A 26,014-nucleotide genomic window follows, 5' to 3' on the forward strand; every position below is an offset into this window, starting at 1 on the left:
GAAATTGTGCGGTGATGAAGAGAGTTGTTTACTGGGCTAACATGCGCGTTAAGCTTGCCAGTGCATGCTAAGCACAGCACGTAGCGCACAATATCATGCAGTAAATCATCAGCAAAAGTACGGTACCCTCCCCACTATCTGCTAGTGCACCACCCGGGGTCAGGAGAAAGACCAATGGTAGCAAGCTCAGCGCCTGATCATGCGCCAAGAATCAGGCTGTTATAGCTCTTCGATTTCAGCCACTACGAACGTGCTGCCCCCAATAAATACTACATCATCGGCTCCGGCAGCGGCCCGGGCGGCGGCTACGGCTACCGGCACCGGGCCGTATGCTATACCCTGGAGGCCTTCTGCCCCTGCACGCTCGGCCAACTCAGTTGCGGGTAGCGCCCGCGGAATAGTAGCTTGGCAGAAATAGTACGTTGCGTCCCGTGGCAGCAGCTTCAGCATATTCGACACATCTTTATCGTTGACTACTCCGAGTACAAAATGAAGTTTCTGGTAGGTCAGCCGCGCCAATTGCGCCGTCACGAAACGCAGGCCGGCTTCGTTATGGCCCGTGTCGCAAACAACTAGCGGACGACGGCCCAGGATGGTCCACCGACCCCGGAACCCGGTAAGGCGGCTGACTTCGCGGAGCCCTTCCCGGACGGCACTTTCTGGCAGTATAAAGCCTTGCTGCTGCAACTCGTCCAGCGCGGCCAATACACCGGGCAGGTTTAGGCGCTGGTAGTCCCCGGCCAGCGCTAGCTCCACATTGTCGAGGTAAGGCATCCCCTCCCGAGTGATGCGCAGCAGCTGGGCGTCGGCATCGGGGGCGGGCGGGGCAACCAGTTCTACGTGGTAACGCTGGTCGGCGAAAAGAAGCGTAGTACTCTCGGCAGCGGCTTTCTGCACAAACACGGCTTCTACTTCCGGCTGGGTTTGGCTAACGATGGCAGGCACTCCGCCCTTGATGATGCCCGCCTTTTCTGCCGCAATCTGCGGTAGCGTGTTGCCGAGCAAGTGCTGGTGGTCGAGGCTGATATTGGTGATGAGAGAAACGAGAGGGCGAATGATATTGGTGGAATCTAGCCGTCCGCCCAACCCAACTTCAATTACAGCTACGTCTACTTGCTGCTCAGCAAAGTAGCAGAAGCACAAGGCCACGCACATTTCGAAGAATGAGGGCTGTACCTGCGCAAACGACGGCCACCACCTCTCTACCCACTCCACTAAGTACTCCGGTGCCACGTCTTGTCCGTTCACCTTGATGCGCTCCGTAAACTCACGCAAATGAGGAGAAGTGTAAAGCCCCACTTTATAGCCCGCCGCCTGTAGCACCGCCGCTAGCAAATTGCTACTGCTTCCCTTGCCATTGGTGCCCGCTACGTGCACGCTCTGAAACTGCTGCTCAGGGTGACCAGTCAATTCAGCCAGGGCTTCCGTGTTGCCTAGCCCTGGTTTGTAGCCAGCTTCTCCTACCCGCTGGAACATGGGTAACTGGGCGTACAGAAAATCGAGGGTCTCGCGGTAGGTCATGGCGGTGATAGTAGGAACGTGCACACATGGCGCACAGAACGGAAGGCTACCGATGGGAACTAGGCTACTTGCCTACCTCCGTCGGTCATGCAAAGGTCGCGTTCGAACTGGAAAAGCAAAGCCGCCAGCCGGAATCCTCCAACTGACGGCTTCGCATGTAGTTTTTCGGGGTGCTTACTGCACGGTAAAACGAAACGTGTAATAGCCCGTGGCGCCGCCTTCTGCATCGCTAGTACGGCGAAACTCCACGTTTGCCAGCGCATCGCGGCACACCTTATCCTGAGCTGGTGACACGTTGCCCGAAACTTTGGTGACGGCTTCTACCTCACCGTCGGCGTTGATCTTGATTCGGTAGCGCACAAAGCCCGAGTTATTGTCCAAGGCCGGAACGCTGGGTTTGCTGACGACGGCCCAACCTGCCATTTCGAGGCCGCCACTACCGGGGCTAGTGCCCCGCCCACCCTTACCCGGCTCACCGGAATAAGCACTGCCACCATAGGTGCCCCGGGGGTCCCCCTTGTCGCCCACGGTGCCAGGGTTGTCGCCGTTGTTGTTGCCAGTGGGGGCATTGCTGGTGCCATTCACCCCATTGCCGCCGCCTGCACTGCTGGAAGCGCGCGGCGTAAATACGGCTCGTTGGTCTACCTTAGGCTTGGGTGCCTCCCGAACGACTACCTCTTCTTTGCGGGGCGCAGGCTTCTCCACGGGCGGAACCGTTACGGGACTTTCTTCCGCTTCACTTGTCACAACGCGTTCCTCAGTCGGCGGAGTTGGGTCGGGCTGAGCTACGGGTTGCGGAGGCGTAGGGTCAGGCTGGGCAGCTGGTGGGCGGCTGTCCTCGCGGTTTTGCGATTCATTGGCCGGGGCCTGGCTTTGAATGTCACCGGAGCCTACTTCGTCAACCCCGTAGTTCAGCTCTACTCCATCGCCCCCCAGTGCCTCTAAGGGTGGGTCGGGGCCTTTAAAGACGGTAAAGAAGAACAAAGCTGCCAGCGCCGCGTGAAAAATCACGGTACCTAGCAGTGCTTCTTTGCGGTGCTCTTCGCGGTATTCAGTAGCCATGAGGCGGAGGCATTAAGTTGCGCTACCCAGCCAAGAAAGGCCAATCGGCAGCAATGGCATTCAAACAATACGCCCCGTTCCGGAAACGGCAAACGGGGCGTTGGGTGCTTCTCTATAACGACAAATCCGAGTAATCCGGTTCAGCTAGTGACGACCGAGCTATTTCGCGGAGGACTGCTGGGCCTGGGTAGCCATTACCATTTTTATTTTGAGTCGGTTGCCAATTTCCAGGATATCTACCAGTTTCTGCACATTCAGGGAAGCATCCACACGCAGCACTGCTGTTGGGCTTTCCAAACCTTGCACGCGGCTAGCGAGCTGCGTTTCCAGCTCCGATGCAGTGGTAGCTTGCCGGTCGATAAAATATTGACCGGTAGCATCCACGGAAATAGTAATGGGTTGCTTCATGGCTTGCTTGCCTGAGCGGGCATTGGGCAGCATGAGCTTAATTACATTGGGGTTTACCATCGTCGACACAATCAAGAAGAACAACATCAGAAAGAACATGATGTCGTTCATCGAGCTGGTCTCGACGTGGGAAGATACCTTACGGCGCCGGCTGAGGTCCATGGGGTGAAGTGGTGTACAGCAAACTCGTGAGCCTAGATGCGAGGAAAATCTGGATTCTACTTCGCCCCCAGCAGCACGGGTTCCGCTTTAGTTGTCCTGCAGAATATCCATGAACTCAATGGCAGAGTTTTCCATGCGGAATACCATGCGCTCGACCATAATGCTCAACCAGTGGTAGCCAATGTGCGCAATGATACCCACAATAAGCCCCGCAGCCGAGGTCACCATTTTGGTATACAGACCGCCAGAAATCTGGGCGATACCAAAGTCACCGGTGGAGCTGATGGCGTAGAAGATTTTGATAACCCCGATGATGGTACCTACGAAGCCTAGCATGGGTGCAATACCCGCCACAATGCCTAGCACGTTGATATTCTTTTCGAGACGGGCAATTTCAATCTTGCCCACGTTTTCTACGCTTGTTTCGATTTCTTTCAGGGGTAGCCCAATGCGGCGAATACCTTTCTCAATCATGCGCGCCAGCGGAGTTGGGTTCTGGGCGCAGAGCATCTTGGCACCTTGCAAGTCGCCTTTGACCATGAGGCCCCGAATACCAGGCATAAAAGACTCCGGCACTGAGCCAGCCTTCCGGATGGTGATGTAGCGCTCCAAGATAATGTAGACGGAGACGAACAGCAGCAGAAAGAGCGGTACCATAATCCATCCCCCGGCCAACACTAGGTCGATCAGTGAGAGGCCGCCCGCCGCGTTAGCGGCAGCGTTGGCAGCAGTAGCGGCCGAGTCAGCGGCGGCCGGCGAGGCAGTGGGAACGGCTTCTGTGGTGGGAGTCTGCAGCAGCAGAGAGAGCAAAAAGGTCATTCGAAGAAAGGAGTACCTGGAATATTCACATGTGCGTACGCTGCGAAGGTACGGCCCTCTACCAAAGGCCGGTTTGCTTCCTGCGTACCCCTCCGGTTTCGGAGTTAGTAGTTTTTAATCCACAAGCTGTTACCCATCCGCTTGCGCAGGATGCTGATTTGCCGATCAGCCGAAGCCCGGTCAGCATAATCACCAGCCGACAGCATGTACTGACGGCTACCGGGCTGGGGCAGAATCACCCGGGCCGGACGGTTCAGGCGAAGCAGCGCCTGCCGGCCTTTCTCGGCATTGGCGAGGCTAGTATAGCTGCCAGCAATGATATAGTAACGGCCTGTGCGGTTTTTAATGGTCGCACTTTCAGCCACGGTAGTTGCATTGGTAGCACGAGCTTTTTCCCAGCCCGGTGCTTTTGGCTTGGCCGCCGCCTTCTTTGGTGCTTTCTGGGTACCCAGGGCAGCAGCTACTACTGGCTTCGCAACGGACACGGGCTTTGAAGCTCCGGCTTCTACTGTAGGCACTATATTAGTTTCTAGCGGCTTAGCAACAGGTGCTTCAACTGGCACTTCCACTACTGGGCGAGGCGAAGAAGAAGTCATTTCTGCGGCCAGAGCGGCTTGCTGACGCGTTACGACGGGCTGAGTATTCGTGGAAGACGCCGGTGCGGCTTCGTTCCAGGTAATGCGCCAGCTATCGGGCAGGTAGCCGTTGTGGTCAGCAAACAAATAATTGGCCGACAAGCCGAGGCCGACAATAACGGCTCCGGCTAGTACCTGCAAGGCACGTACGGCCCGCTTGGAGCGGGATGCTGCCAGAATGGGGGCAGCCGTGGGCCGCTCCCGGGCTAGCAAGGCATCGGTAGCCCGGATGGGGCGCGAGACTAGTTCGGGCAGTCCGAAGCTAGCTGCTAGCAGATTTTCCTTACCAGTGTACTCAAACTCTAAGCCGCGGCCCGGAGCGTGCCGGAACAAACCTACTCCGCGCAACTCCGTGCGCTGACCTGTTTCTAGCTCCTGCTGCATGCGGTGCACGGCTTCCCGCACTAGCTGCCGGGCCTGCGCGGGCCCCACGTTCATGGCTCGTGCCACGGCATCTACCAGCAGCCCGTCGTTGCGGGTTAGGGACTGGTTAAAGGCGACGCGCTTCGTTGGCGGGGCCAGGGTATGGCGCACCGGGTGAATGCGAGCAGGCTCGTACTCCGTAATCAAGCCCCCAAAGTCGGGAATGATAACGCAGTCATGGTCGTGCAGGAGGTTATGAATATGATCAGCAAGCATTCGAAAGCAGCTACGGTGGGTAAAGTACTAAGCAAGAAACAGAATCGCCAAGACGCGGCAGTGGGCATCTGCACTGCAAAGGACCTTATTGACTACTACTGTGAACGTAGTAGGGCAACAAGGTCCTTTGCGGAGGTATACTAGCCACTACCTGATGCGGTAGTTCGGGCGGGTTTCTGCATTTACTCAGCAATTAAAATTCATACGTGGCACCGGCCAGTACGTTGATTCCCTTCACTGGATAGTTTAGGAAACGCTCGTACTTACGGCCCAGCAAGTTGTTGCCAAGAGCAAATATGGACAGATTTTCCATAATGCGGTAATCAGCACGCAGGTTCAGATCCACCACCGTATCCGTAGGCCGGGTGCGGGCGGTGTACAGAACGGGCCTTGGGGTGGGCGGCACGGATGGGTTTTCCTGCCGAAGGTAGCTCGTACCATAGCTGGAACTATAGGTGTATAGTTCGGCGCCTAGCAGCAGCTTATCGTACATGTTGTAGGTACCGAATAGCGTTGACTGAAAGGCAGGACGGTGGTAGGCTTCGGCGAGAGAATGCACCTTATACCCGTTGTAATCAGCCTTAAATCCTACCCGCGTTTTTTCGGCAGCGTTGTAAATAATTTCGCCGTGAATGTTGAGCAGTTGGGTTGCTTTCTTGTCATACACCAAGTCGAACTTGGTTGAGTCGCGCAAGGAGTTATTGTAGAAGTACAGATTCCGGTCGTTGCTCACCGTCACCTTCGCATTCACCTCCAGGGCCCGGGCGGGAGCAGCCTGGAAGCCCACGTACAAGGTAGGTCCCCGGCGGGTGTCGGCTACGCGCTGGTTGGGCGCCAACCAGGGATTTTCGGTGGTCAGGTCGTACATCGTTACCCGCTGGACAGCGCCTCCCAGGCCGGCAAAGACTAAGAACTTGTCTTCCGTAACAGTGTACCCCAACCGGATGGCCGGATAAGCATTAAACTGTTTGGCATTGCTAATAGTGTCGCCGGTATAGCCGAGGGTGGCTCCCACCGATACGGCCAGACGGTTCAAGGTTAGCTCGTAGGCCGGCGTAACTTGCACGTAGGGCCGGCTGTAGCTGAGGGAGTCCTTGAAGGAAATAAACGACACGTCGCCATCCACGCGTACCCGGCTGGTTTCGCCCAGCCGATAGGTAGAGCGCAAAGCGGCGAATACGTTGCTTTCCTTAGCAGTAAACCGGTCTTTCCAGTAGTTGAACCCTACGCCAAAATCGTACTGAAAGGCCGCGTCCGTGGCTCGGTTGCGGGCATACAGCTTGATGGCAGCGCGGGTAAAGGTTTGCTTAATAGAATCCTCCGCTGGGGGCAGCCGCAGGGTTTCACGGTTGTAGCCGTAGAAGTTGTACCGCTCCCGGCCTACGCTGGCCGTAGCTCCCAGCACCAGCGGCCCGTTGTAAGTTTCGCCGTTCAACGACAGACTCGTTTGGCTCTGCCCGGAGTTCTTCTTGTCGATGGGGCCGTTGGCCGACGAGAGATGACTGAAGTCGAGGCCGTAGCTGGCCGCGTCGCTCCGGGTGTTGTGCAGATGAGCTTTGCCGTACAGAGTGCCGTAGTTGCCTACCCCCGCTTTTAGGTAGTTGCCGGTGAGTGCAGGCAGTTCCTCCTGCCGGATAGTCAGCACGCGCACCGAGGGATTGAGCCGGTCGGCGGGCAGCTTAAAATCGGGGTACGTGTAGGCTACCTTGGGCCCACTTTTAGCGGGAGCCTCAATGGCAACCTTCTCAAAGTTGCGGGTAGCTTCGGGCAGCTCATTCACCCGCTCCTTCACAATCTCAATTTCGGCGTCCTCAATCTTGCCGCGCGTCTTCTGCGCCCACACTGTAGCGGGGGCAGCAACACTCAACAAAGCCGCAGCGGCCAGTAGTCTCGACGGTTGAAACGTCATACAATCGGGAGTTCAGTTAGCTGAAAGCACTGCCTGAAGCTTTGCTTTACAACTTTCTATTTTTCAGTTATTTATTTTCCGGCAAACTTGACTACTTCTCTCCTATTCCTCCTGTCCGATTGGGCCATCGGTGCGGTTACTGGTCGAATCAGCAGGCTGCGCTGTGGCCGGTGCTAGTGAGCTGCGCACGGACGTTTTGCTGGTTGCCTTACTTGGGGCAGGCTTGGTAGTCGAGGCCTTTGGAGTGGTTTTGCTGGGCGAGGTTTTGGGCGTGCTTGGTGCCGGGGTAGCCGGATCCGCAGGCAGTTCGGCCAACTGCTTCTTGGCGTCGTCTACCACTTCCTTCACCGGGAATTTATTGTCGATAATGGAATTGAGCGTGGCGCGGGCCTGGAAGATTTCGCCTTGGTCGCGGTAGATATCGGCAATGAGCAGGAAGGCCCGCCCCAACCACACATCATAATTGACGAAGTCGGAATTGCTCTTGTAGGCGGCGTCCAGGGCTTCGGGATATTTCTTTTGTTGATATAGTGCCGAGGCCAGCAAGTACTGGGCTTCGGCCCCACTTTCATCCTTCGCCGTGGCCGTAGTAGCTGTCAGCTCGGTGATGGCCTGATCGAAATTGCCGGCCTTGTAACTGGCTTTGCCGAGGTAGAGCGATGCCAGGTTGGTAGCGTTGAGAGCAGCTCCGCCCTGGGTTTGCAGCTCCTGCGCAATGCGACGAGTGCCTTCCAGGTCGCCCGCCTCGTAGTAGCTCTTCATCAACCCAATACCGGCATTGGCCACTTCCCGCTTATTCTGCGATACTTCTCGCAAGCGGGCGTAGTAGCGGGCAGCTTCGGCATAGTTCTTATTCTCGAACTCCAACTCAGCCAAGCGCCCCACGGCTCGGTTTACAAACTCGCTCTTCCCTTCGTCTACCACGGCTTTCAGACGAGGTAGCGCATCGGCTTTGCGGCCGGTCTTCAGGTAGGAATCGGCCAGGAAGAATCGGCCATCAGCCGCCAGCACCGTATTTGGATATTGTTGCAGGTAGCCCTCCAGGCGCGGAATAGCTTGGGCGTATTTCTCGGCGAGGTACAGCGACTTGGCCGCTTCAAACTCCACGCTTTCGGTGGCTTTGCTGTCGGGGTTCTGCTGCTTAAACTGGGCCAAGGACTGGTCAAACTCTTCGGTGCGCCCGAGGGCCGATAAGCTTTCCTGAAGGCTGTAAATAGCACTGCTGGCCGCCTTTGTGCGCGGGTACTGGCTGAGCACCTGGCGGAAGTCGGCCACGGCTTTTTCGTGCTGCTCCAGGTTCTGGTAGGCCACGCCCCGCTTTTGCAGCGCCTGAGGAATCAGGGTGGAGTTAGGCCGGTTCTGGATTAGCTTCGTGAAGCCATCTACGGCGGGCTGAAACTCCCCAGCTTCGTAGTCGAGCTGGGCCTGCTGGAACACGGCATCCTCCGCGTAGCGCGAACTAGGCGCGGTTTTCAGCAGGGTATTTAGGGTAGTAGCCGCTTCCTGGCGCTTACCCATAAGCCCCAGCGTAATTCCTTTCCGGTAATAGGCGTAGTCCTTGTCGGCGGCGTTGGCTTGAATTACTTTATCGTACTGGTCAAGAGCCTGCTGGTAGTTTTTCGACACGTAATAAATGTCGCCCAGGCGAAGGGTCACGTCGTAGTAGTTCGGATAAGTAGGCTTTGCCACGGGGTCCTGAAGCCAGGCTTGAAACTGCTGGCGGGCCCGGTCATACTGCTTGGTGTTGTAGTACGCGTAGCCTAGGCCGTAGCGAGCTTTCTGGTCGAAGTCGGTTTCGGCAGCCGAGCCGGTACGGGCCGTGCGGGCCGCCGCCGTATATGCCGTAATGGCGGGCTGGTATTGCAGTCCTACGCTGTAAATTTCGCCTTTCAGGACCTGAGCAGCGGCGCGCAGGGCCTCATCTTGCGGATATTTGAGGCTCTTATCGAGTACGGGTAACGCCTCCTGGTAGCGATTGTCGTTGTAGAGCGTGGCGGCCTGTAGGTAGGCTACGCGCTGGTAGGTAGCGTTGAGCTTGGTACTCCGGTCGTCAAGGTTATCAAGGTAGTTGAGGGCCTGGGCGTAGTCGGAGGAATTGAGGAAACTCTCGCTCAGGATGTCGTCGGCAGCGGCTTGATTTTTAGAGCGGGGATACTTCTTCTGGAAGTCGCGCAGGGCGGCAATTACTTCCTGCGTGTTGCCCAGTTCGTAGCTCACCTGCGCGTACTTCAGCGTAGAGTTCTCACTGATTACCTTGTCAAAGTTGAGCTTGCGCGCGGCATCAAACGAGTTTAGCGCAAGCTGCTTCTGGTTGGTTTGGAGGTAGCTGAGGCCCAAGTGGTAGGCAGCATTCTGGCCCAGGGTATCGCGGCGCACGGCTACGTTCTTTAGGCTTCCAATGGCACCTTTGAAGTCGCCCTGCTTGAAGTTGGAGTAGCCAATTTTGTACTGCACCTTGGGTTCAATGCTCTTGCGGCCCGCGGCGTACTTGTCAAAGTACTCGGCAGCTTGCTTGAAGTCCTGCTTCTGGTAGTAGGCGTCGCCCACCAGCAGCTGAATCTCGTCGGCGCTTTGGGGCGGCGGTGTTTGAGCCAGCGCACGCGACCCGTATTCAATGAGGCCGTCGTAGTTGCCTTCTTTATAGAAGATCTGCGTCATGAGGGCCGGTACTACCGGGCGGTAGGCATCGTTCTGTTCGGCCACCGCTAGGTCCTGACGGGCGGCGGCGTAGTCGCCAGCACTGGACGCCAAAATACCGGCGTAGTAGGAGCTGGCGTAGCGGTACTGGTGGTTGCCGGCTTTGTTACGGTCAAACTGCAGCTTGGCCTTGTCAAACTCCTTCTGGGAAAAGTAGCTGTAGCCCAGCTTAAATTCAGCTTCGGCCCGCTGGTCGTTGGTCAGGTTGTCGGGGCCCACTTTCTGCAGGTAGTCAATCGACTTCGCGTAATCCTTCTTATCGAAGTAAAACTTGCCGAGCTGAAAATAGGCTTCGGGGGCTTTGGGGTGGGCCGGATTGGCCGCCGCAAACGCTAGCACGCGGTCCTCCGCGTCGGGGTGAAACAGGTATAAGCCCGACACGGCGTAGTAATACTCGGCATCCACGGTGCGGCCCGGAGCCAACTCCCCGTTGCGGCGCTGGGTTAGCTCTAGGTAGCGCTGAAAGGACTGCTGCGCGGCACCATACTTACCTTTATCGAAGAGTTCGAGGCCCTCTTGGAAGTAGCGCTCGTCATTGGTGAACACCTGGGTTTGCTGGGCAGTGGCGGCCAGCGGCGCGGCGGCACTGAGCGAGGCGGCCAGCGCCAGACGGGGGAATAGTTTCATCAGGAAGCGTTACGCTTAGAACAGTCCGGGCCTTTACAGACCGCAGAATCAGCCAAAAGTAGCGAAAAGTTTGGCCGAGGTTGCCCGCAAAGAGGCCTTTTTGCCGGTGGTAACGCGGGCCGGTGAGTGTTTGGTGTAGGAAATCCGGAATTCCTGACGGGTTTGGGAGCCTATTCCCTCTATAGCTATATGCAACGTTTCTATTTCGCTTTACTCCTCGGGTTCATCAGCTTCTGCCTCGACGGTTGCTCCGAGCCTACTTCTTCTACCTCCGCTTACGCGCGAAACCCCACCATATCCGATGCGCGGGGTCGGCCGCGGAATTCCACTACGTTTTACTTTCCAGCCGCTGATTCCTCTTATCCATTCACTAACTCAGTGGAGTACCCACCTAGTCAATTACTATATGCTTCCTGCAATTTGCTGTACTTTGGCGCGCCGGTTCTCTCTAACTACTATCTGAATACTGATGTCTACCGGTTCCTGTGGCTGCGTTCTTTTAACCAACCAGTACTGCTGACGCTTCGCCGCAGTGCTACTGGCGGCAGCATCCGGACGCAATTTTTGGATAAGCCAAACTGCGGAATAAAACTGGTTACCGTACAATTTATTCCACCTAAGGCATCGGCGCAGCAGGTAAAGCAGCTGGAACAAGAGCTTCGAAAGCGCCAGGCTGACCTGCTACAGCAGCAAAGGATAGCTAAAATCAACCGGCCGCCCGTTCACATCACAAGCAAAGAAACTACCCGCTCTATTTCCCCGCAGCAGTGGCAACAATTTGAGCAGCTGCTAGCGCAGAGCAGATTTCAGCAATTGCCGCCCTTCGAAGCACCAACCGGGGCGATAGATGGTGCTTCCTGGCTATTGGAATCCCACCAAGCTAGCGGCTACCATATGGTGTTTCGCCACGAACCGAATGCAGCTGAAGGTTTTCGCAGAGCGTGCGAGTATTTACTCGACCTGAGTTCGGCACGTGCAGAAGAGCGTTATTAGGGTACCTGAGGTAGTGGCTTGCACCAGTAAATTCAGATGGCCGGGCAACCATCCAACGGGGCAAGGAGTCTTCTGGTTAGCCTATCTTTCCCCACCTATGCGCCTGCTGCTAGTTCTATTCTGTCTTTTCAGTGTATCTCCTGTCTCTCACCTACTAGCCCAAACCACCTTGCTGCAAGGCAAGGTGCTGGACGACAAAACGCAAGAGCCCATTCCCTTTGCCTCGGTGGGCATTGCCGGGCAGCCGTTTGGTACGGTTGCCAATGCGCAGGGTCAGTTTCAGTTTACCATTCCGGCTCCTTCCAGCAAGGCTACGGAAGCTGTATTGATTTCCTGCGTGGGGTACCAGACAGCTACGGTGCCAACGGCTACGTTACAAGCCGCCGGGCAGGTAGTGCGGCTTCACCCCAGCAGCATCAACCTAGCCGCCGTGACGGTGCGGCCGGGCAAGGTGAAGACCAAGACGTTTGGCCGCACTAGCAGCTCCACGCTCATGGGGGCTAGCATGTACACCGAGGCCGATTTGGTGAGTGATGCGCTGGCCAAAGAGCAGGGCACCATTTTGCCCGTTGATGAGGATTGCCGGCTGCGGGACTTTAACATGCACGTGGCCTTCAACCGCTTCAAGTCGATAAAATTCCGGTTGAACCTTTACAGCGTGCAGGCCGGTAGGCCTCACCAGCCCCTACTTCGCCAAGATATCCGTTTCGATGTAACCGAGCCTCGCGGCTGGGTGCGGGTAGACTTGACGCCCTACCAAGTACAAGTGCAGGGCCACAAAGCGGTAGCCGTTACAATCCAATGGCTAGAGAGCGAAGCTACCCCTGGCAACTCAAAAAGCTTTGGTATCTCGGCCGTACCCATGCCGGGACATAGCATTCTAACCCGTAGCAAAAGCCAAGCCCAGTGGCAGGAGCTTACCCCTGGCTACTTAAGCATGTACCTGACGTTGGACTCCTACCGCCCCCTTCCGAATAAAGCACTCGAAGCTGGTAAAGCCTCCCTAGCCACTGGCAACCAAGGCCCCCAGCAAGGCGAACCTGCTTCCGCGCCGGCCGACGACTACCAGCTGCCGGATAGCCTGCGCTACTTACGGTACGTGACGACCTCCTCAACACCCACGCTGACAAACCTCGCTGGTTATGGCCAGCACCCCACCGCCGGGCACTTTGTGCAACTGCCTGGCACCCGCCTCTACTACGAACGATACGGCCAGGGCGCTCCGCTCCTGCTTTTGCATGGTAACGGTCAGTCTATTGCTGCCTTTCAGGAGCAAATTAGTGAATTAGCGCAGCACTACGATGTACTTGCTGTGGATACACGGGCTCATGGCCGCAGCCTCGACTCTACCACTGCTAGTCTAACGTATAACCTGTTTGCCGCCGATGTAAAGCAACTGCTCGATTCTCTGCACCTCTCCAAGGTCAATGTGGTGGGTTGGAGTGACGGAGGGAATACGGCCCTTGCGCTGGCGCTGCGCTACCCTGCAAGCCTCAACCGGATGGTGGTAATGGGAGCAAATTTGTTTCCTACCGCCGAGGCTGTTGAGCCCGATTTTCTCCAACTGCTACGCAAGCAACTACGCGAAGCACAACGCCTGCCGGACGCCCACAGCAAGCAGGATGTCCGACGCCTACAGTTGCTGCTTCAAGAGCCTAACATGACCTTTCAGGAGCTGCACGCCATCACTACCCCCACCTTAGTAGTAGCCGGGCAGCACGACCTTATTCTGGAGAAGCACACTCGCGCCATTGCGCAGCACATTCCTGGCGCGCAACTCCTAATTATACCCGGTGCTTCGCACTACGCACCTCAGGAAAAGCCCCGCGAGTTTAACCAGGCGGTACTGCAGTTTTTTCAGAAGTAGGAACAGTCAAACCTGGGCTACCCACCAGCAGGGAGATATTACACGGCTTCGCTATAATGATTCTAATAAATATTTTTACTATTACAACTTAAACTATATATTCATCCTACTATATGACAGCGCAGATGTAGCGGGTCTTTGTTCACCTAACGCCCAATCGTATGTCCTTGACTACTCGTTTGTTTGGCACGGTAGCACTTATTGTAGGGATGGGTAGTGCCTATGTATTAGGTCAGCGGAGCCGCCCTGTAGCGCCCACCACCATTAAGAACGCGCAAGCGTCTCCGCAGACTCAGGTGGGCAACCACAACCCCAGGGCCGGGCGCCGAGTGGCCACGCCAGCGCGGAAGGATAGCATGGCTGCCTGGACGCGGCGCTTTCGGCAGCAGTACCCAGCCCTGCCCAAGGCCTATTACATCAACGCCAAGCTGGTAAGAGAAATCTTGTCCCAAGAGCAGGGTTCCAACCCCAATGACCCGAAGGGAGGCATGCGGCTGTACTTTGGCCTGGATTCCGCCCGCACTCCCCACGTTATTCTAGTAGGCGTGCGGGAGAATGGCACCAACGTATTAGAGCCAAAACGGCAAGTACCTCTCAGAGCTGGTTTCATTCTGGGAGAATCAGCAACCCGCTGCCCCGATAATTGCGACCGAAATAGCCCACTCGAACAATAAGCCCCGGGCTTTCTATAGCCGCACCAGCGTTACGTCGTCGCGAGTGAAGTCAAAGCGACTTTTGTCTACTACGCCCCGGCACACGGCCACCCGCGGGGGCGCCAGCTTGCCTTTGCGGCCCGCTTCTATCTGCGCCTCCCCCAATACTTCTAGTGTTGCTACGCCTTCGTTGTTACGGCGCAGTTCCCACATGCCCGGCATGATGTCGCCTTCCACCTGACCGGCGATGAACACCTCTTTGGGTGACATTTGAATGATATCGAATACTTGCATTAGCGGCTTTCCATTATGAGGTGTAGTTCTACTCTATTCTGGCTTTTTATGATAGTGTCTTGACTAATACGCAGGCATTAGGCCATCCATATGCACCCTACACCACACCCCGCTTTCATGCACCAGTCTGGCACCCTTTCCATCATATTCTACACCCATGGTCCCTAGTATTCATCTTTTCCGCAAAGTACTACACGCCGTCGGAATAGGTAGCGTCCTTACCTGCTGCCAGCAAGCCGATTCTCCAAACGCCACGGCAGATCGGCCTGCCCCTCCCCAAACCGTTAGTGCTGCCCCGGCCGGATCTACGCCATCGAACAACCACAATCCGGACGCTGGAAAACCCGTTACGGACGAAGCTGGCATAAACATACTAGCCGATTGGACTCGCCGATACCGGGTGTCCTTTCCAAACGCGTACTCGCATCCCCGCGCTTTTTACATCAATGAGAAGCTAGTCGCTGATATTTTAAAGCAGGTAAATTCCTCTGGTAATAAAGGCGGCCTGCGCATGTACCTAGGGCTCGACTCCTTGGGCGTAACCCATATGATTGTAGTAGCGGTAGATAGAAATGGGGTCGAAGTCGTTAGGCCTAGGGGCGCTACGGAAGGGTTGGTGGCTCCTATCGTGGGTGAAACGGATGCCCGCTGCCCCAATAACTGCGACACCAGTAGCCCACTCACACGGTAACCAGAGGTTGCAAGCGTTCAGCTCAAGTAGCAAACCAGCAACCGAACTAGACACCGTATGGAAAATGAGCGGCTACGTTTCTACGCGGTGACAGCGTGGCGAGCCTTGGGAAAGTACTTAGGGGCCAGCTAGTGGGTTCGGTACCCTTGCGCAACTGCTGGATTAGTAAAGACGCGCCGAAAGTTTTTCAGAATGGTGTACCTTGCCAGAGTCTATTCCTTACCAAGAACGGACTTTTTGGCCCTATTTAGCTAGGCTCCCGTTGGCTGAGTTGCCTAGCAGGCAGATAGGTAAACGTAAGCCTGCCTGAAAAGCTACCACCCAACTACGAACATAACTTAACGCCGCTTTTCCGTGTTAAGCAGCCAACGCTGTTTCATATCTGAGCACCCTATTTCTCTGCCCATGTCCATTACCTCCCAAGCAGACTTAGCTGGCCTGCAGCTCGTTAGTGAAGCCGTCGGTACTACCCTGAAACAAATGCGCGAGTATGCCCAGCCGGGTATGACAACCAAAGAGCTAGACGAATATGGCGGACGTATTTTGGCGGCGCTGGGTGCCAAATCGGCCCCGCGGCTTACCTATGGCTTTCCCGGCTGGACGTGCATCAGCGTGAATAACGAAGTGGCACATGGCATCCCATCGACCCGCAAGGTGCTACAGGACGGCGACTTGGTGAACATCGACGTGTCGGCGGAGCTAGGCGGTTACTGGGCCGATAATGGCGGCTCTTTTGTGCTCGGGGCCGATATTCACCAGCACCAGCCGCTGGTCGATGCCTCACGTCAAATCTTGCGCACCGCCCTTAGCCGCATTCGCGGTGGCGTACGCATTGCCGATATTGGCGGGCTGATTGAAGGCGAAGCACGAAAAGCGGGTTTTCGGGTTATCAAGAACCTGGTGGGGCACGGCATCGGCCGCAGCCTGCACGAGGAACCCAAGGAGATACCCTGCTACTACGACCGGTACAACTTAAAGCGCTTCAAGAAAAACTCAGTGGTAGCAGTAGAAACATTTATTTCTACCCGCGCCTCGCTGGCTCATCAGCTCAGCGACGGCTGGACCCTGGTAACTAAAGATGGCAGCTTTGTGGCTCAGCACGAGCATACCATTGTGATTACCGACGACAAGCCGATTATTCTAACAGAGGCAAACCATATTTGGGAGTAAGTAGCCCCGGCCTTGCTGAAAAGCCTTACAAAACAGGAGTTACTTAGCTAAATAGCGCTAATAGCTCCTGTTTTGTAAGGCTTTTCAGCAAGACCGTGTCGGTACGGATCAGTTCGTGGGCCAGCTCCCGCTTGCCTTCTTGCAGCTGCATCATTCGCTCCTCAATGGTATCGGGGCAAATCAGGCGAACGGCAACTACGTGCTTTGTTTGCCCAATGCGGTAGCTTCGGTCAATGGCTTGATTCTCAACGGCGGGGTTCCACCATGGGTCTACCAGGAACACGTAATCGGCCGCGGTGAGGTTGAGGCCCGTACCCCCGGCTTTCAGACTTACTAAGAAAACGCGCGTGCTTTCATCTTCCTGAAACGCTGTCACGGCGCCCGCCCGGTTGCGAGTTTGCCCCGTAAGCGTGACGCTGGGAATATCGTGGGCCTGCAACGCGTATCGAATGAGGTCTAGCATGGCTACGAACTGGGAGAATACCAGGATTTTATGCTCGGAAGCCTTATTTCTGATTTCCTCTACCAACACCTCTAGCTTAGCAGAGGCGTGGCCGTAGTCTTCCGTAGTACGCAGCAGGGCCGGCGAATTGCAGATTTGGCGCAGGCGCGTGATGCCCTGCAAGATGTGCAGGCTTTCCCGCTGCACCCCATCGTCTAACTGCCCCAGCAGCAGGTCGCGGTACTCTTGTTTGCAGGCTTCGTACACCCGGCGTTGCTCGGCTCCCATTTCGCAGTAGAGCACCATCTCCGTTTTCTCCGGTAGCTCAGAAGCTACCTGTGCCTTGGTGCGGCGCAGCACAAACGGGCTGATTTTCCGCTGCAACTCTCGGGCCCGCTCCCCATCCTTAAACTTGTCGATGGGGTCGGCGAAGTGGGCGCGGAACTGCTGGCGGGTACCCAACAAGCCGGGGCAGGCAAAGGATAGCTGCCCATACAGGTCGTAGGTATTGTTTTCCAGTGGCGTACCCGTCAGAACTACCCGGTTGCGGGCCTGCAGCAAGCAGGCCGCCTTGTAGCGCAGCGAGTCCGGATTCTTGATAGCCTGCGCCTCGTCCAGGAAAACATAGTTGAACCGGTATTCCTTCAGTTGTTTGATGTCGGCTACCAGAGTAGTGTAGGTGGTCAGTACGATAGCATAGGCAGCGTAGTCCATGGTGGCAGAGCGACCACCACCGTAGGCCACATGCACATGTAGAGAAGGCGCAAACTTGGCTATTTCAGCCTGCCAGTTGAATAGTAGTGAGGTAGGTACCACCACTAGGCTCGCCCCCGTGCGCCCCTGCTCCAGCTGCTGCAAGACAAAGGCCAGCACCTGAACGGTCTTACCAAGTCCCATATCATCGGCCAAGCACCCGCCAAAGCCGAAGGAATCTAGGAAAGTAAGCCAGTTCAGGCCCTGCTGCTGATAGCCACGTAGAGTAGCCCGCAAGGCCGCGGGCACCGCCACCTCCCCAATGCCGGCAAAGCTGGCCACGGCCGTGCGATACTCGGCCAGGCGAGCTTTGGTTTCGGTTGTGAGCATTGCTTCTTCGTAGAGCTCTTCCACCGAGGCGAAGCTCACGGCGGGGGTTCGGAGCTGCTCCTCTACTACCTGGCCAGCCCGGAAATAGGTGGCAAACTTCTCGACCCACTCCTGGGGCAAGATGCCGCGGGTGCCGTCATCGAGGTGCACGTAGCGGCTGCGGTTACGGACAGCGCGCTGCAACTGCCGAAGGGAGGCCTGTTGGGAGCCGAAACGCACCTGCACCTTAGTTTCAAACCAGTTGGTTTCACTGCTTACCTGCACGCTAATGCGAGCCTTGTGCCGGTTTAGTGTATTCTGCCGGAGCTGGTTGAAGCCGAACACCGTAATATGCTGCGCCTGCCAGCTCTCGAACGCATCCAGAAACCAGTTCTCATCCAAAAACTGAGCTTTTGGCATGTATAGGGTTTGCTGCGCCAACTGCTCCTGAAAGATAGGATACTGGCGTACAAGGGCCTGCAAGAAACGTTCTTCTGCTGCTGCATCACGGACGACTACAAAGGGTCGGCCCAGAACGTCGGTGGCGTACAGCTGGCGGCGCGACAACACCGATACCTCCCAGGTGCCGTAGCGCATTATGGGCAACAGTTCTACGTGCAGCCCCGCCTCAGACAGGTACAGGACCAGTTCGGGCGTTTGGTCAAAGCCCGCCTCCTGCAGTTGTCGGCGGGTAGCAGGCCGCACGTAAGAGTAGGTGATGCGCAGGCGGTCCTCCAAGTTCGTTAGCACCTCCCGCTGAAACTCGTCGAACTTTGACTGGTGGATCAGCAAGGCGTTGTTATGCTGTTTGAAGAACTCCACTACGCGCCATACCTCCAAGCTGTCGAGCAAGTATAACTCCCCATGCACGGCAACAAAGTATTCGTGCTGGATGGTTAGGTCTCTCAGCTCCAAGAGTTGGTCGAGCAGATGCAGCTTGCCCGTCACTTGATAGAACTCCGCTTGCTGGGTTACCAGTAGCCGCATTTCCAGCCGGACATGGTGCACCCGCACCGCCTCCACCGACTGCGCCGTAACTTTCTCACCCAGGGCCGAGCGGTGGGCAAGAACGGGGATTCCCTCGGGGTTCTTCACAACGGCCCGCAGGGCCTCCAGAGCCGCCCCAGTGCGGGCATCGTCGTAGTTATGCTGAAACCGCGCCAAGCCAGTATAGAACTTTAGGGCATCGGGGTCCGAGATGTTCCAGATGCCATCAAGCGGGTTCAGGAACGTGAGCGGATTCTTCGGCTTGCCGGCGGCAGTAGTCGCGGCTTCTACCAGCTGAATAGTTAGGTGCCCATAATAGCGGTGGCGCCCCAGCACGATAAAGCGCTGGCGCTGGGCTGTGTTCGGTTCCGGCAGATGCTGCTCGGGTAGCAACTGCCGTATGAGTTCCTGCTTGGTAGCAGCCGTTATGGGCAGCAGCGATGCGCGGATGGGCGCAATGGTTACAGCCTGGTCGGTATAAATTAGCTGCAGGTGTTCTTCTAGATTGGGTTCCTGCTCCAAGCCGTAGTCTTTAGCGGCCGCACGCAACCGATCCTGGCGCAGCTTTGCATCAAAGAAAATCCGCAGCTCCGAGCGGTGCAGCACGGCCAGCAGCACCTGGGCCTGGTGTTCACATAGCTGCGCTGCTGGGCCCGCACAGGTGCATGAAACCACCACGCTACGCTCCTGCTGCACTACCGCTACCGTGGGCCATGCCAGCCCCCCCGCCCTGCTGAATGTACCGTGGTTTAGGGTCAGAGCTTCGGGAGTAATAGCGTTGAGGGCACGCGTTTCCCTCGCCACAGGTGTGGCGCAGCGCTGTTCTACATCGGCGGCCGTTAGTTCCGCTACGGGTAGGCTGGCAAAGGTGTAACAATGCGCGGCCTCGTTTTCCGGCGTCTGGTGGTCGTCTTGGGGAGGCATGGCGTGCAGTAAGCAGACGGTTGGGGCGGGTTTTCTATTCTGGGGCGGCTCCTTGCTTCGAAAGGCCTAGGTGACAACCTGACTACATTCCAACCACTGCATGCAACGGCACGGGGTGCAGAATCAGCCAGACTAGTTCCCGCAGGATTTCCCCATCCGTCATGGAGCCGCTGTCGATACCCTTGCTTTGGGCGTCGGCCCGCCGAATGAGGTGCACGATGTCGCGGGTGCGGGCAAAGTCGAATACTTTCAGGCCGGTTTGGTAGTCGCGGCGGGCGTAGCTGTTGGCTAGGTTGAGGCGTTTCCAGTCGGCCTCCGTTGGGTTGGGCAACTGGTGCAGGGCCAGCAGACGCGAAAAGTAGTTGAACAGCAGCGTCAGGTTCGGAATGAGGGGGTTATTCTTAGGATTCGCCTCGAAGTAGAGCAGAATGCGGTTGGCCTTCAGCACGTCGCGGCGGATTAATGCGCTCTGTAGCTCGAAGATGTTGTACTCCTTACTAATGCCCACCATGCGCTGCACTAGGTCCTCATCAATGGCATGACCGGGCAACAGGTTTATCAGCATCTTGTCTACCTCATTGGTCAGTCGGCCCAGCTCAGCACCAATGTACTCGGCCAGCATGTTGGTCGCCTGGGGGGTGATTTGCTGGCCCTTGCTGCGCACATAGTTCGTGAGCCAGGGTGCCACCTGGTTGTCGTAGAGCTTTTTGCTGGTAAGCAGCACGGTACCGGCCGGGGCGGGCTCCTTCTTGTCGCCAGCCAGCAGCTTACCCAGCTTTTTGCGCGCATCCAGGGTTTTGTGCTTGTAGCAAAATACCAGCACGGTGCTTTGCAGCGGATTCTTGAGGTAGGCTTCCAGAAATGGCCACGCCTTTTCCGATTCTAAATCGGCCACGGCCTGGGCTTCCTTCACCAGCACCACCGAGCGCTCAGCCATCATAGGAAAGCGCTTGGCCTGCCCCAGAATGCCTGCTACATCTGTGTCCTTGCCATAGAGCACTACTTGGTTGAAGCCCTTTTCATGCTCCTGAAGTACCTGTTTCTCCAGCAAGTCGGCCACCAAGTCGATGTAGTAGGGCTCCTCCCCTTGCAGGAAATACACGGGCGCAAACTGCCGCTGCTGGAGTTGCTTAAGAATTTCGTCGGGGGTGAGGGTCACGCGCTGAAAACTGTGAGGTAGTGAAGGAAGTGAGCTGAAGGCTGGCATTTCCGATAAACAAAGGTACCAATGCTTACTACCTTTGTCCAGTTGTTAGGGCCGCGTCCTAGCAGCTGCTTGGATTTCACTGGCCTGGCTGTGCGCTCTGGGTTGCCAGTTCGGCCAAGCAGTACACCATTTCACCCATTCACGTTTTCATTCAGTGGATTTAATAGAAGAACTACGCTGGCGGGGCATGTTTCACGACATGATGCCCGGTACCGATGAACACCTCCGTCAGAATGCCCCCATCACGGGGTATATCGGGTTCGACCCGACAGCGCCTTCCCTGCACATCGGCAACCTGGCAACTATTATGCTGCTCGTGCACCTGCAGCGGGCCGGCCACCGCCCGCTTGCCCTCGTAGGCGGCGCTACTGGTATGATTGGCGACCCATCCGGCAAATCATCGGAGCGTAATTTACTGGATGAGGAGGCCTTGCGCCGCAACCAAGCCGGCATTCGGGCGCAGCTAGAGAAGTTTCTTGACTTCAACGAAAGCCCCACCGGCGCCAAAGTGGTCAACAACTACGACTGGTTTAAGGAGTTCGGCTTTCTGCAATTTCTGCGTGAGGTAGGCAAGCATCTCACGGTAAACTACATGATGGCCAAGGACTCGGTAAAGCGCCGCATCAGCGGTAACGAGGAGTCGGGTGCGGAAGGCCTCAGCTACACCGAGTTTAGCTATCAGCTGCTGCAGGGCTACGACTTCTTCCACCTCTACCAAAACCTGGGCACTACCTTGCAAATGGGGGCCTCCGATCAGTGGGGCAACATTACCACGGGCACGGAGCTTATTCGCCGCATGACTAGTGGCGAGGGCAAAGCGTACGCCCTCACCGGCCAGCTCATTACCAAGGCCGATGGCACCAAGTATGGCAAGAGCGAAACGGGCACGGTGTGGCTCGATGGCTCCATGACCTCGCCCTACCAGTTCTACCAGTTCTTCCTCAATGCTGCCGATGCTGACGTGCCACGCCTCATCCGCGTGTTTACCCTGCTACCCCAGGCCGAGATTGAAGCGCTAGAGGCTGAGCACGCCCAAGCGCCCCACTTGCGCACGTTGCAGAAAGCCTTGGCCAAAGACGTAACCACCCGGGTGCACGGTGAAGCTGCTTACGAAGCGGCCCTGTCGGCATCCCAGGTACTTTTCGGCGGGGGCGACCTAGCGACACTTGATGAGGCTACCCTGCTCGACGTATTCGCAGGCGTTCCGAGCATCGAAGTGCCCCAGACTGCACTGGCGGAGCAAAATGTTATTGGCTTGCTTAGCGAAGCAACCAACAGCATCATATTCTCTTCAAAAGGGGAAGCCCGCAAGATGATTCAGGGCGGAGGCGTCAGCCTGAACCGCACCAAGGCTACCCCCGAGCAGCAAGCTACGGAGGTTCCGTTGCTGCTGAATCAATACATAGTGGCCCAAAAAGGAAAGAAAAACTACTACCTCATCAAAGTAGTATAATCGCCTCACCCATTAAGCGTGCTGGCTGCCCATCCAACCCGAGCCCTTCCACTACTCGCCAATGCAGTAGCGGAAGGGCTCTACTTGTAAAGACGCTTAGTCCTTATAAGCGCGATAGGCAAAACCTAGGCGGCCAGCCTGAGGTGCTCCCCGGTTCAGCCAAATAAGAAAGGCCCCACCGTTAACCGGCAAGGCCTTACGTGTAACTATCGACACCGCAGAAGCTGCGGTGCCTACTTACTTCTTTTTAGCAGGTGCAGCTTTCTTGGCAGCAGGCGCAGCTTTCTTAGCAGCGGGAGCAGCTTTAGGCGCAGAGTCTGCAGCGGTATTCTTAGCGTTTTGTACTTCCGTACGGATGGTTTGGGCCATGTTCTTCAGCTCCTGCATGCCCTTACGCACGCGGGTGCCAGCGGCCGAGTTGCCCTTATCGTAGAACTTCTCGAAGTCGGCTTCCAGCGACAGCACCAGGTCTTTCAGTTGGCTAAAATTGCTCATTTGGGAGGGGTTGTTTGGTGTGGAAAAAGTGTTTAACCGGCTCTAATATACTGGGATTTCAAATACAAGCAATTTTTCAAGTTTTTTTCTTAAATGCCTTTTTCGGCGAGATAGAGCACTTTTTATGGATAAACACCTCAACAGTAGATGCAAGCTGTAGCAACCCCTACTGGAAATAGTACCAAATACAAAAGCCGGTCCCTGGGGTAGGAACCGGCTTTTGTATTTAGCAAAGCTGCATCTAGCCCTGCAGGTCTGCAGGTACTACTGCTTTGGAATATTGTCCTTTAGCCAACTTCTCTTGCACTGCTTCGAAGGCTGTAATGGTAGTGGCTACGTCCTCAAGGCTGTGCGCAGCCGTGGGGATGATGCGTAGCATGATAACGCCCTTAGGAACCACAGGATACACCACGATAGAGCAGAAAATACCGTGATTCTCACGCAGATCGAAGGTTACTTGGGTTGCGTCAGAAATCTGGCCCTGCAGGAGTACTGGCGTTACGGGCGACGTAGTAGTGCCAATATTGAAGCCTTTTTCGCGCAGGCCGCTTTGCAAGGCCCGTACTACCGTCCACAGGTTTTCCTTGAGCTCGGGGCGAGTGCGTAGCAGCTCCAAACGCTTCAACGCGCCCACCACCAGCGGCATGGGCAAGGATTTGGCGAAAATCTGGCTACGCATGTTGTAGCGCAAATATTCAATTACATTCTCGGGCCCTGCTACGAAAGCGCCGATGCTAGCCATGCTCTTGGCGAACGTAGAAAAATAAAGGTCGATACCGTCTTGTACGCCCTGTTCTTCGCCCGTTCCAGCGCCAGTAGTGCCCATGGTGCCGAACCCGTGCGCATCGTCAACGAACAACCGGAACTGGTACTTCTCTTTCAAAGCTACCACACCGCGTAAGTCGCCCTGGTTGCCTGACATGCCAAACACCCCCTCGGTGATTACCAAGATGCCGCCGCCCGTTTCGTCCGTAATTCGCTTTGCCCGCTCCAATTGCTTTTCCAGGCTGGCCATGTCGTTGTGCACGTACACGAAGCGCTTGCCGGCATGCAGGCGCACCCCGTCGATAATGCACGCGTGCGACTCCGCATCGTACACAATCACGTCGTGGCGGCCCACCATCGCATCAATGATGGATACTACGCCCTGGTAGCCGAAGTTGAGCAACATGCAATCCGGCTTCTGGATAAACTCCGCCAGTTCATTTTCTAGTTGCTCGTGCAGGTTGGAGTTGCCCGACATCATCCGGGCACCCATCGGCAGAGCCATGCCATACTCAGCGGCGGCGTCAGCATCGGCTTTGCGCACCTCTGGGTGGTTAGCAAGCCCCAGGTAGTTGTTCAGGCTCCAGGTGAGAACCTCTTTACCGCGAAAAATCATGCGGGGCTTAATCTCGCCTTCCAGCTTGGGGAATGCGAAATAGCCGTGCGCATAGTGTGAGTGGACACCTAGCGGGCCGCGGTTGGCGGCAATCTTCTCGAATAGATCCACGAGGGAACAGGTTGAATGTGAAACGAAAACGAGCGGTCAAGCCCAAGGGCTAAACTCTCAGGTAATGTACAAAGTTATGGCAATCCGCAAAGGTAGCCGCTTTCTGCATGCATCCAACCCTCGCCAAAACGGTCGATGGCGTTTTATGGTACGGCTAGAATGGCGTTTCTTTGACCAGGAAAACCCACTGGCTAGGGCGTATTACGCCATCTACGGCTAGCTCGTCAGTAGAGATATTCAGCTACGTTCTTTTTACCTCTCCCACCCGCACCCTCCCTACATGAAAAAGATTACCAAGCTACTCGTTGCCAACCGGGGCGAAATTGCTTTGCGCGTACTACGCTCAGCCAAAGAAATGGGCTTGCAAACCGTCGCTATTTATAGTGAAGCTGACCGCAATGCTTTGCACGTACGCTACGCCGATGAGGCCGTGTGTGTGGGCCCACCCGCCTCTAAGGACAGCTACCTCCGCGGCGATAAGATTCTCGACGTTTGCCGCCAACTGGGTGTCGATGCCATTCACCCTGGCTACGGCTTCCTATCTGAGAATGCCGAGTTTGCCCGCCAAGTGCAGGAGGCCGGACTGATTTTCGTGGGTCCCTCGCCCGAAGCTATGGATGTGATGGGTGACAAGCTCTCGGCTAAACAAGCCGTGAAAGCCTATAATATCCCGCTAGTGCCCGGCCTCGACCAAGCCATTACCGATGTGCAGGCTGCCAAGCAAATTGCTCAGCAGGTAGGCTTCCCGGTGCTTATCAAGGCCTCGGCCGGCGGCGGCGGCAAGGGCATGCGCCTAGTACATCACATGGACGAGTTTGAGGAGCAGATGCAGCTTGCCGTATCGGAAGCTACCTCCGCTTTCGGCGACGGCGCAGTGTTCATTGAGAAATTTGTAACTGGTCCGCGCCACATTGAAATACAGGTACTCGGCGACGAGCACGGCAACATTGTGCATCTGTTCGAGCGGGAGTGCTCCATTCAGCGCCGCCACCAAAAGGTAATTGAAGAGGCGCCCTCCTCGGTCCTCACGCCCGAGCTGCGGGCTGAAATGGGCCGTTGCGCCGTGGATGTAGCCCGGGCCTGCAACTACACCGGGGCCGGCACCGTGGAGTTCCTCCTGGACGACCAGCGCAACTTCTACTTCCTGGAGATGAATACCCGCCTGCAGGTAGAGCACCCCGTGACCGAGCAAATCACTGGCCTCGACCTGGTGAAGGAGCAGATCAAGGTAGCCCAGGGCCTGCCCCTTGCCTTCCGCCAGGAAGAGTTGGCCATTCAAGGCCACGCCCTGGAGCTGCGCGTGTATGCTGAAGACCCGCAGAACAACTTCCTACCCGATATTGGCACCCTGACTACCTACGTACGTCCTCAGGGGCCCGGCGTGCGCGTAGACGATGGCTTTGAGCAGGGCATGGACATTCCTATTTACTACGACCCCATGATTGCCAAACTCGTCACCTTCGGGGCTACCCGCCAGGAGGCCATTGAGCGAATGCTTCGAGCCATCGACGAGTACCAAATTACCGGCATTGAAACCACGCTGGGCTTCGGCCGCTACGTGTTGCAACACCCCGCTTTCGTGAGCGGCAACTTCGACACTAACTTCATCCGCGACCATTTCACGGCCGAGACCCTGAAGCCCGCTGTCCCGGATGCAACCACAGCCAAGCTCGCCGCGGTCCTCACCGCCATGCTCATGACGGAGAAGAAAGCCCCCGTGGCCGCTTCGGATGCTCCGGCTGCTTCCAACGGCTCGGCCTGGAAACGAAACCGGTTGGGCGTGCGGTAGTGCTTGCCTTCGTTAC

General features: G+C 56.4%; 18 protein-coding genes and 1 pseudogene. 7 read left to right on the forward strand and 12 right to left on the reverse strand.

What is annotated here, in order from left to right; translation table 11 throughout:
• Nucleotides 1-219: 219 nt before the first annotated feature.
• The 7 genes from CHB83_RS01075 to CHB83_RS01105 form a co-directional block, all read right to left on the reverse strand.
• Entirely contained in the window at nucleotides 220-1,545 is a 1,326-nt protein-coding gene (locus tag CHB83_RS01075; RefSeq protein ID WP_317044764.1) for a bifunctional folylpolyglutamate synthase/dihydrofolate synthase, read from the reverse strand.
• Nucleotides 1,546-1,695: 150 nt separating this feature from the next.
• Entirely contained in the window at nucleotides 1,696-2,583 is an 888-nt protein-coding gene (locus CHB83_RS01080) for a hypothetical protein (RefSeq protein WP_089331386.1), read from the reverse strand.
• A gap of 159 nt (nucleotides 2,584-2,742) precedes the next feature.
• Nucleotides 2,743-3,153 (reverse strand): ExbD/TolR family protein, encoded by a 411-nt coding sequence (locus CHB83_RS01085; protein WP_045689531.1) that lies wholly within the window; start codon nucleotides 3,151-3,153, stop codon nucleotides 2,743-2,745.
• A gap of 87 nt (nucleotides 3,154-3,240) precedes the next feature.
• The gene (locus CHB83_RS01090) at nucleotides 3,241-3,972 is read right to left on the reverse strand and encodes a MotA/TolQ/ExbB proton channel family protein (RefSeq protein WP_089331387.1); all 732 of its coding nucleotides are present in this window, start codon (nucleotides 3,970-3,972) and stop codon (nucleotides 3,241-3,243) included.
• Nucleotides 3,973-4,076: 104 nt separating this feature from the next.
• Nucleotides 4,077-5,246, reverse strand: coding sequence for an HU domain-containing protein (locus CHB83_RS01095; RefSeq protein WP_089331388.1), 1,170 nt, complete (start codon nucleotides 5,244-5,246; stop codon nucleotides 4,077-4,079).
• A gap of 193 nt (nucleotides 5,247-5,439) precedes the next feature.
• Nucleotides 5,440-7,155, reverse strand: a complete 1,716-nt coding sequence (locus tag CHB83_RS01100; RefSeq protein WP_045689532.1) for a TonB-dependent receptor — start codon at nucleotides 7,153-7,155, stop codon at nucleotides 5,440-5,442.
• Nucleotides 7,156-7,257: 102 nt separating this feature from the next.
• On the reverse strand, nucleotides 7,258-10,479 hold the full coding sequence (locus CHB83_RS01105) for a tetratricopeptide repeat protein (RefSeq protein ID WP_089331389.1): 3,222 nt from the start codon (nucleotides 10,477-10,479) through the stop codon (nucleotides 7,258-7,260).
• Between the two features lie 189 nt (nucleotides 10,480-10,668).
• Here CHB83_RS01105 and CHB83_RS01110 point away from each other — a divergent pair, with 189 nt between their 5' ends.
• From CHB83_RS01110 to CHB83_RS01120, 3 genes are all read left to right on the forward strand, one after another.
• The gene (locus CHB83_RS01110; protein WP_143436956.1) at nucleotides 10,669-11,472 is read left to right on the forward strand and encodes a hypothetical protein; all 804 of its coding nucleotides are present in this window, start codon (nucleotides 10,669-10,671) and stop codon (nucleotides 11,470-11,472) included.
• Between the two features lie 97 nt (nucleotides 11,473-11,569).
• Nucleotides 11,570-13,339, forward strand: a complete 1,770-nt coding sequence (locus tag CHB83_RS01115) for an alpha/beta fold hydrolase (RefSeq protein ID WP_089331390.1) — start codon at nucleotides 11,570-11,572, stop codon at nucleotides 13,337-13,339.
• Nucleotides 13,340-13,500: 161 nt separating this feature from the next.
• The gene (locus CHB83_RS01120) at nucleotides 13,501-14,013 is read left to right on the forward strand and encodes a hypothetical protein (RefSeq protein ID WP_089331391.1); all 513 of its coding nucleotides are present in this window, start codon (nucleotides 13,501-13,503) and stop codon (nucleotides 14,011-14,013) included.
• A 12-nt stretch (nucleotides 14,014-14,025) separates the two neighbouring features.
• Here the strand turns inward: CHB83_RS01120 and CHB83_RS01125 are convergent, their stop codons facing one another.
• Nucleotides 14,026-14,286 (reverse strand): hypothetical protein, encoded by a 261-nt coding sequence (locus CHB83_RS01125; protein ID WP_089331392.1) that lies wholly within the window; start codon nucleotides 14,284-14,286, stop codon nucleotides 14,026-14,028.
• A 157-nt stretch (nucleotides 14,287-14,443) separates the two neighbouring features.
• On the opposite strand from CHB83_RS01125, the gene CHB83_RS01130 reads away from it, so the two are divergent.
• Both CHB83_RS01130 and map read left to right on the forward strand, forming a co-directional pair.
• Nucleotides 14,444-14,977 (forward strand): hypothetical protein, encoded by a 534-nt coding sequence (locus CHB83_RS01130; protein ID WP_045689536.1) that lies wholly within the window; start codon nucleotides 14,444-14,446, stop codon nucleotides 14,975-14,977.
• A gap of 405 nt (nucleotides 14,978-15,382) precedes the next feature.
• Complete coding sequence (gene map / locus CHB83_RS01135) at nucleotides 15,383-16,147, forward strand: type I methionyl aminopeptidase (RefSeq protein WP_089331393.1); 765 nt, start codon at nucleotides 15,383-15,385, stop codon at nucleotides 16,145-16,147.
• 43 nt (nucleotides 16,148-16,190) lie between these two features.
• Here the strand turns inward: map and CHB83_RS01140 are convergent, their stop codons facing one another.
• A complete protein-coding gene (locus CHB83_RS01140; RefSeq protein ID WP_089331394.1) occupies nucleotides 16,191-19,562 on the reverse strand; it encodes a DEAD/DEAH box helicase in 3,372 nt (1,123 codons plus the stop codon).
• 82 nt (nucleotides 19,563-19,644) lie between these two features.
• Nucleotides 19,645-20,721, reverse strand: coding sequence for a DNA polymerase III subunit delta (holA, locus tag CHB83_RS01145; protein WP_179225422.1), 1,077 nt, complete (start codon nucleotides 20,719-20,721; stop codon nucleotides 19,645-19,647).
• Between the two features lie 202 nt (nucleotides 20,722-20,923).
• Here holA and tyrS point away from each other — a divergent pair, with 202 nt between their 5' ends.
• Nucleotides 20,924-22,222 (forward strand): tyrosine--tRNA ligase, encoded by a 1,299-nt coding sequence (gene tyrS / locus CHB83_RS01150; protein ID WP_045690435.1) that lies wholly within the window; start codon nucleotides 20,924-20,926, stop codon nucleotides 22,220-22,222.
• A gap of 321 nt (nucleotides 22,223-22,543) precedes the next feature.
• Here the strand turns inward: tyrS and CHB83_RS01155 are convergent.
• Together CHB83_RS01155 and CHB83_RS01160 are read right to left on the reverse strand one after the other, a co-directional pair.
• Nucleotides 22,544-22,717 (reverse strand): annotated as a pseudogene (locus CHB83_RS01155) (histone H1); the annotation flags it as partial.
• A 241-nt stretch (nucleotides 22,718-22,958) separates the two neighbouring features.
• On the reverse strand, nucleotides 22,959-24,209 hold the full coding sequence (locus tag CHB83_RS01160; protein WP_045690434.1) for an aminotransferase class I/II-fold pyridoxal phosphate-dependent enzyme: 1,251 nt from the start codon (nucleotides 24,207-24,209) through the stop codon (nucleotides 22,959-22,961).
• A gap of 280 nt (nucleotides 24,210-24,489) precedes the next feature.
• Between CHB83_RS01160 and accC the strand changes: the two genes are divergently transcribed.
• Complete coding sequence (gene accC / locus CHB83_RS01165) at nucleotides 24,490-25,998, forward strand: acetyl-CoA carboxylase biotin carboxylase subunit (protein WP_089331396.1); 1,509 nt, start codon at nucleotides 24,490-24,492, stop codon at nucleotides 25,996-25,998.
• Nucleotides 25,999-26,014: the final 16 nt, after the last annotated feature.

Source organism: Hymenobacter mucosus (genome assembly GCF_900188255.1).
GTDB classification, from domain to species: Bacteria; Bacteroidota; Bacteroidia; order Cytophagales; family Hymenobacteraceae; genus Hymenobacter; species Hymenobacter mucosus.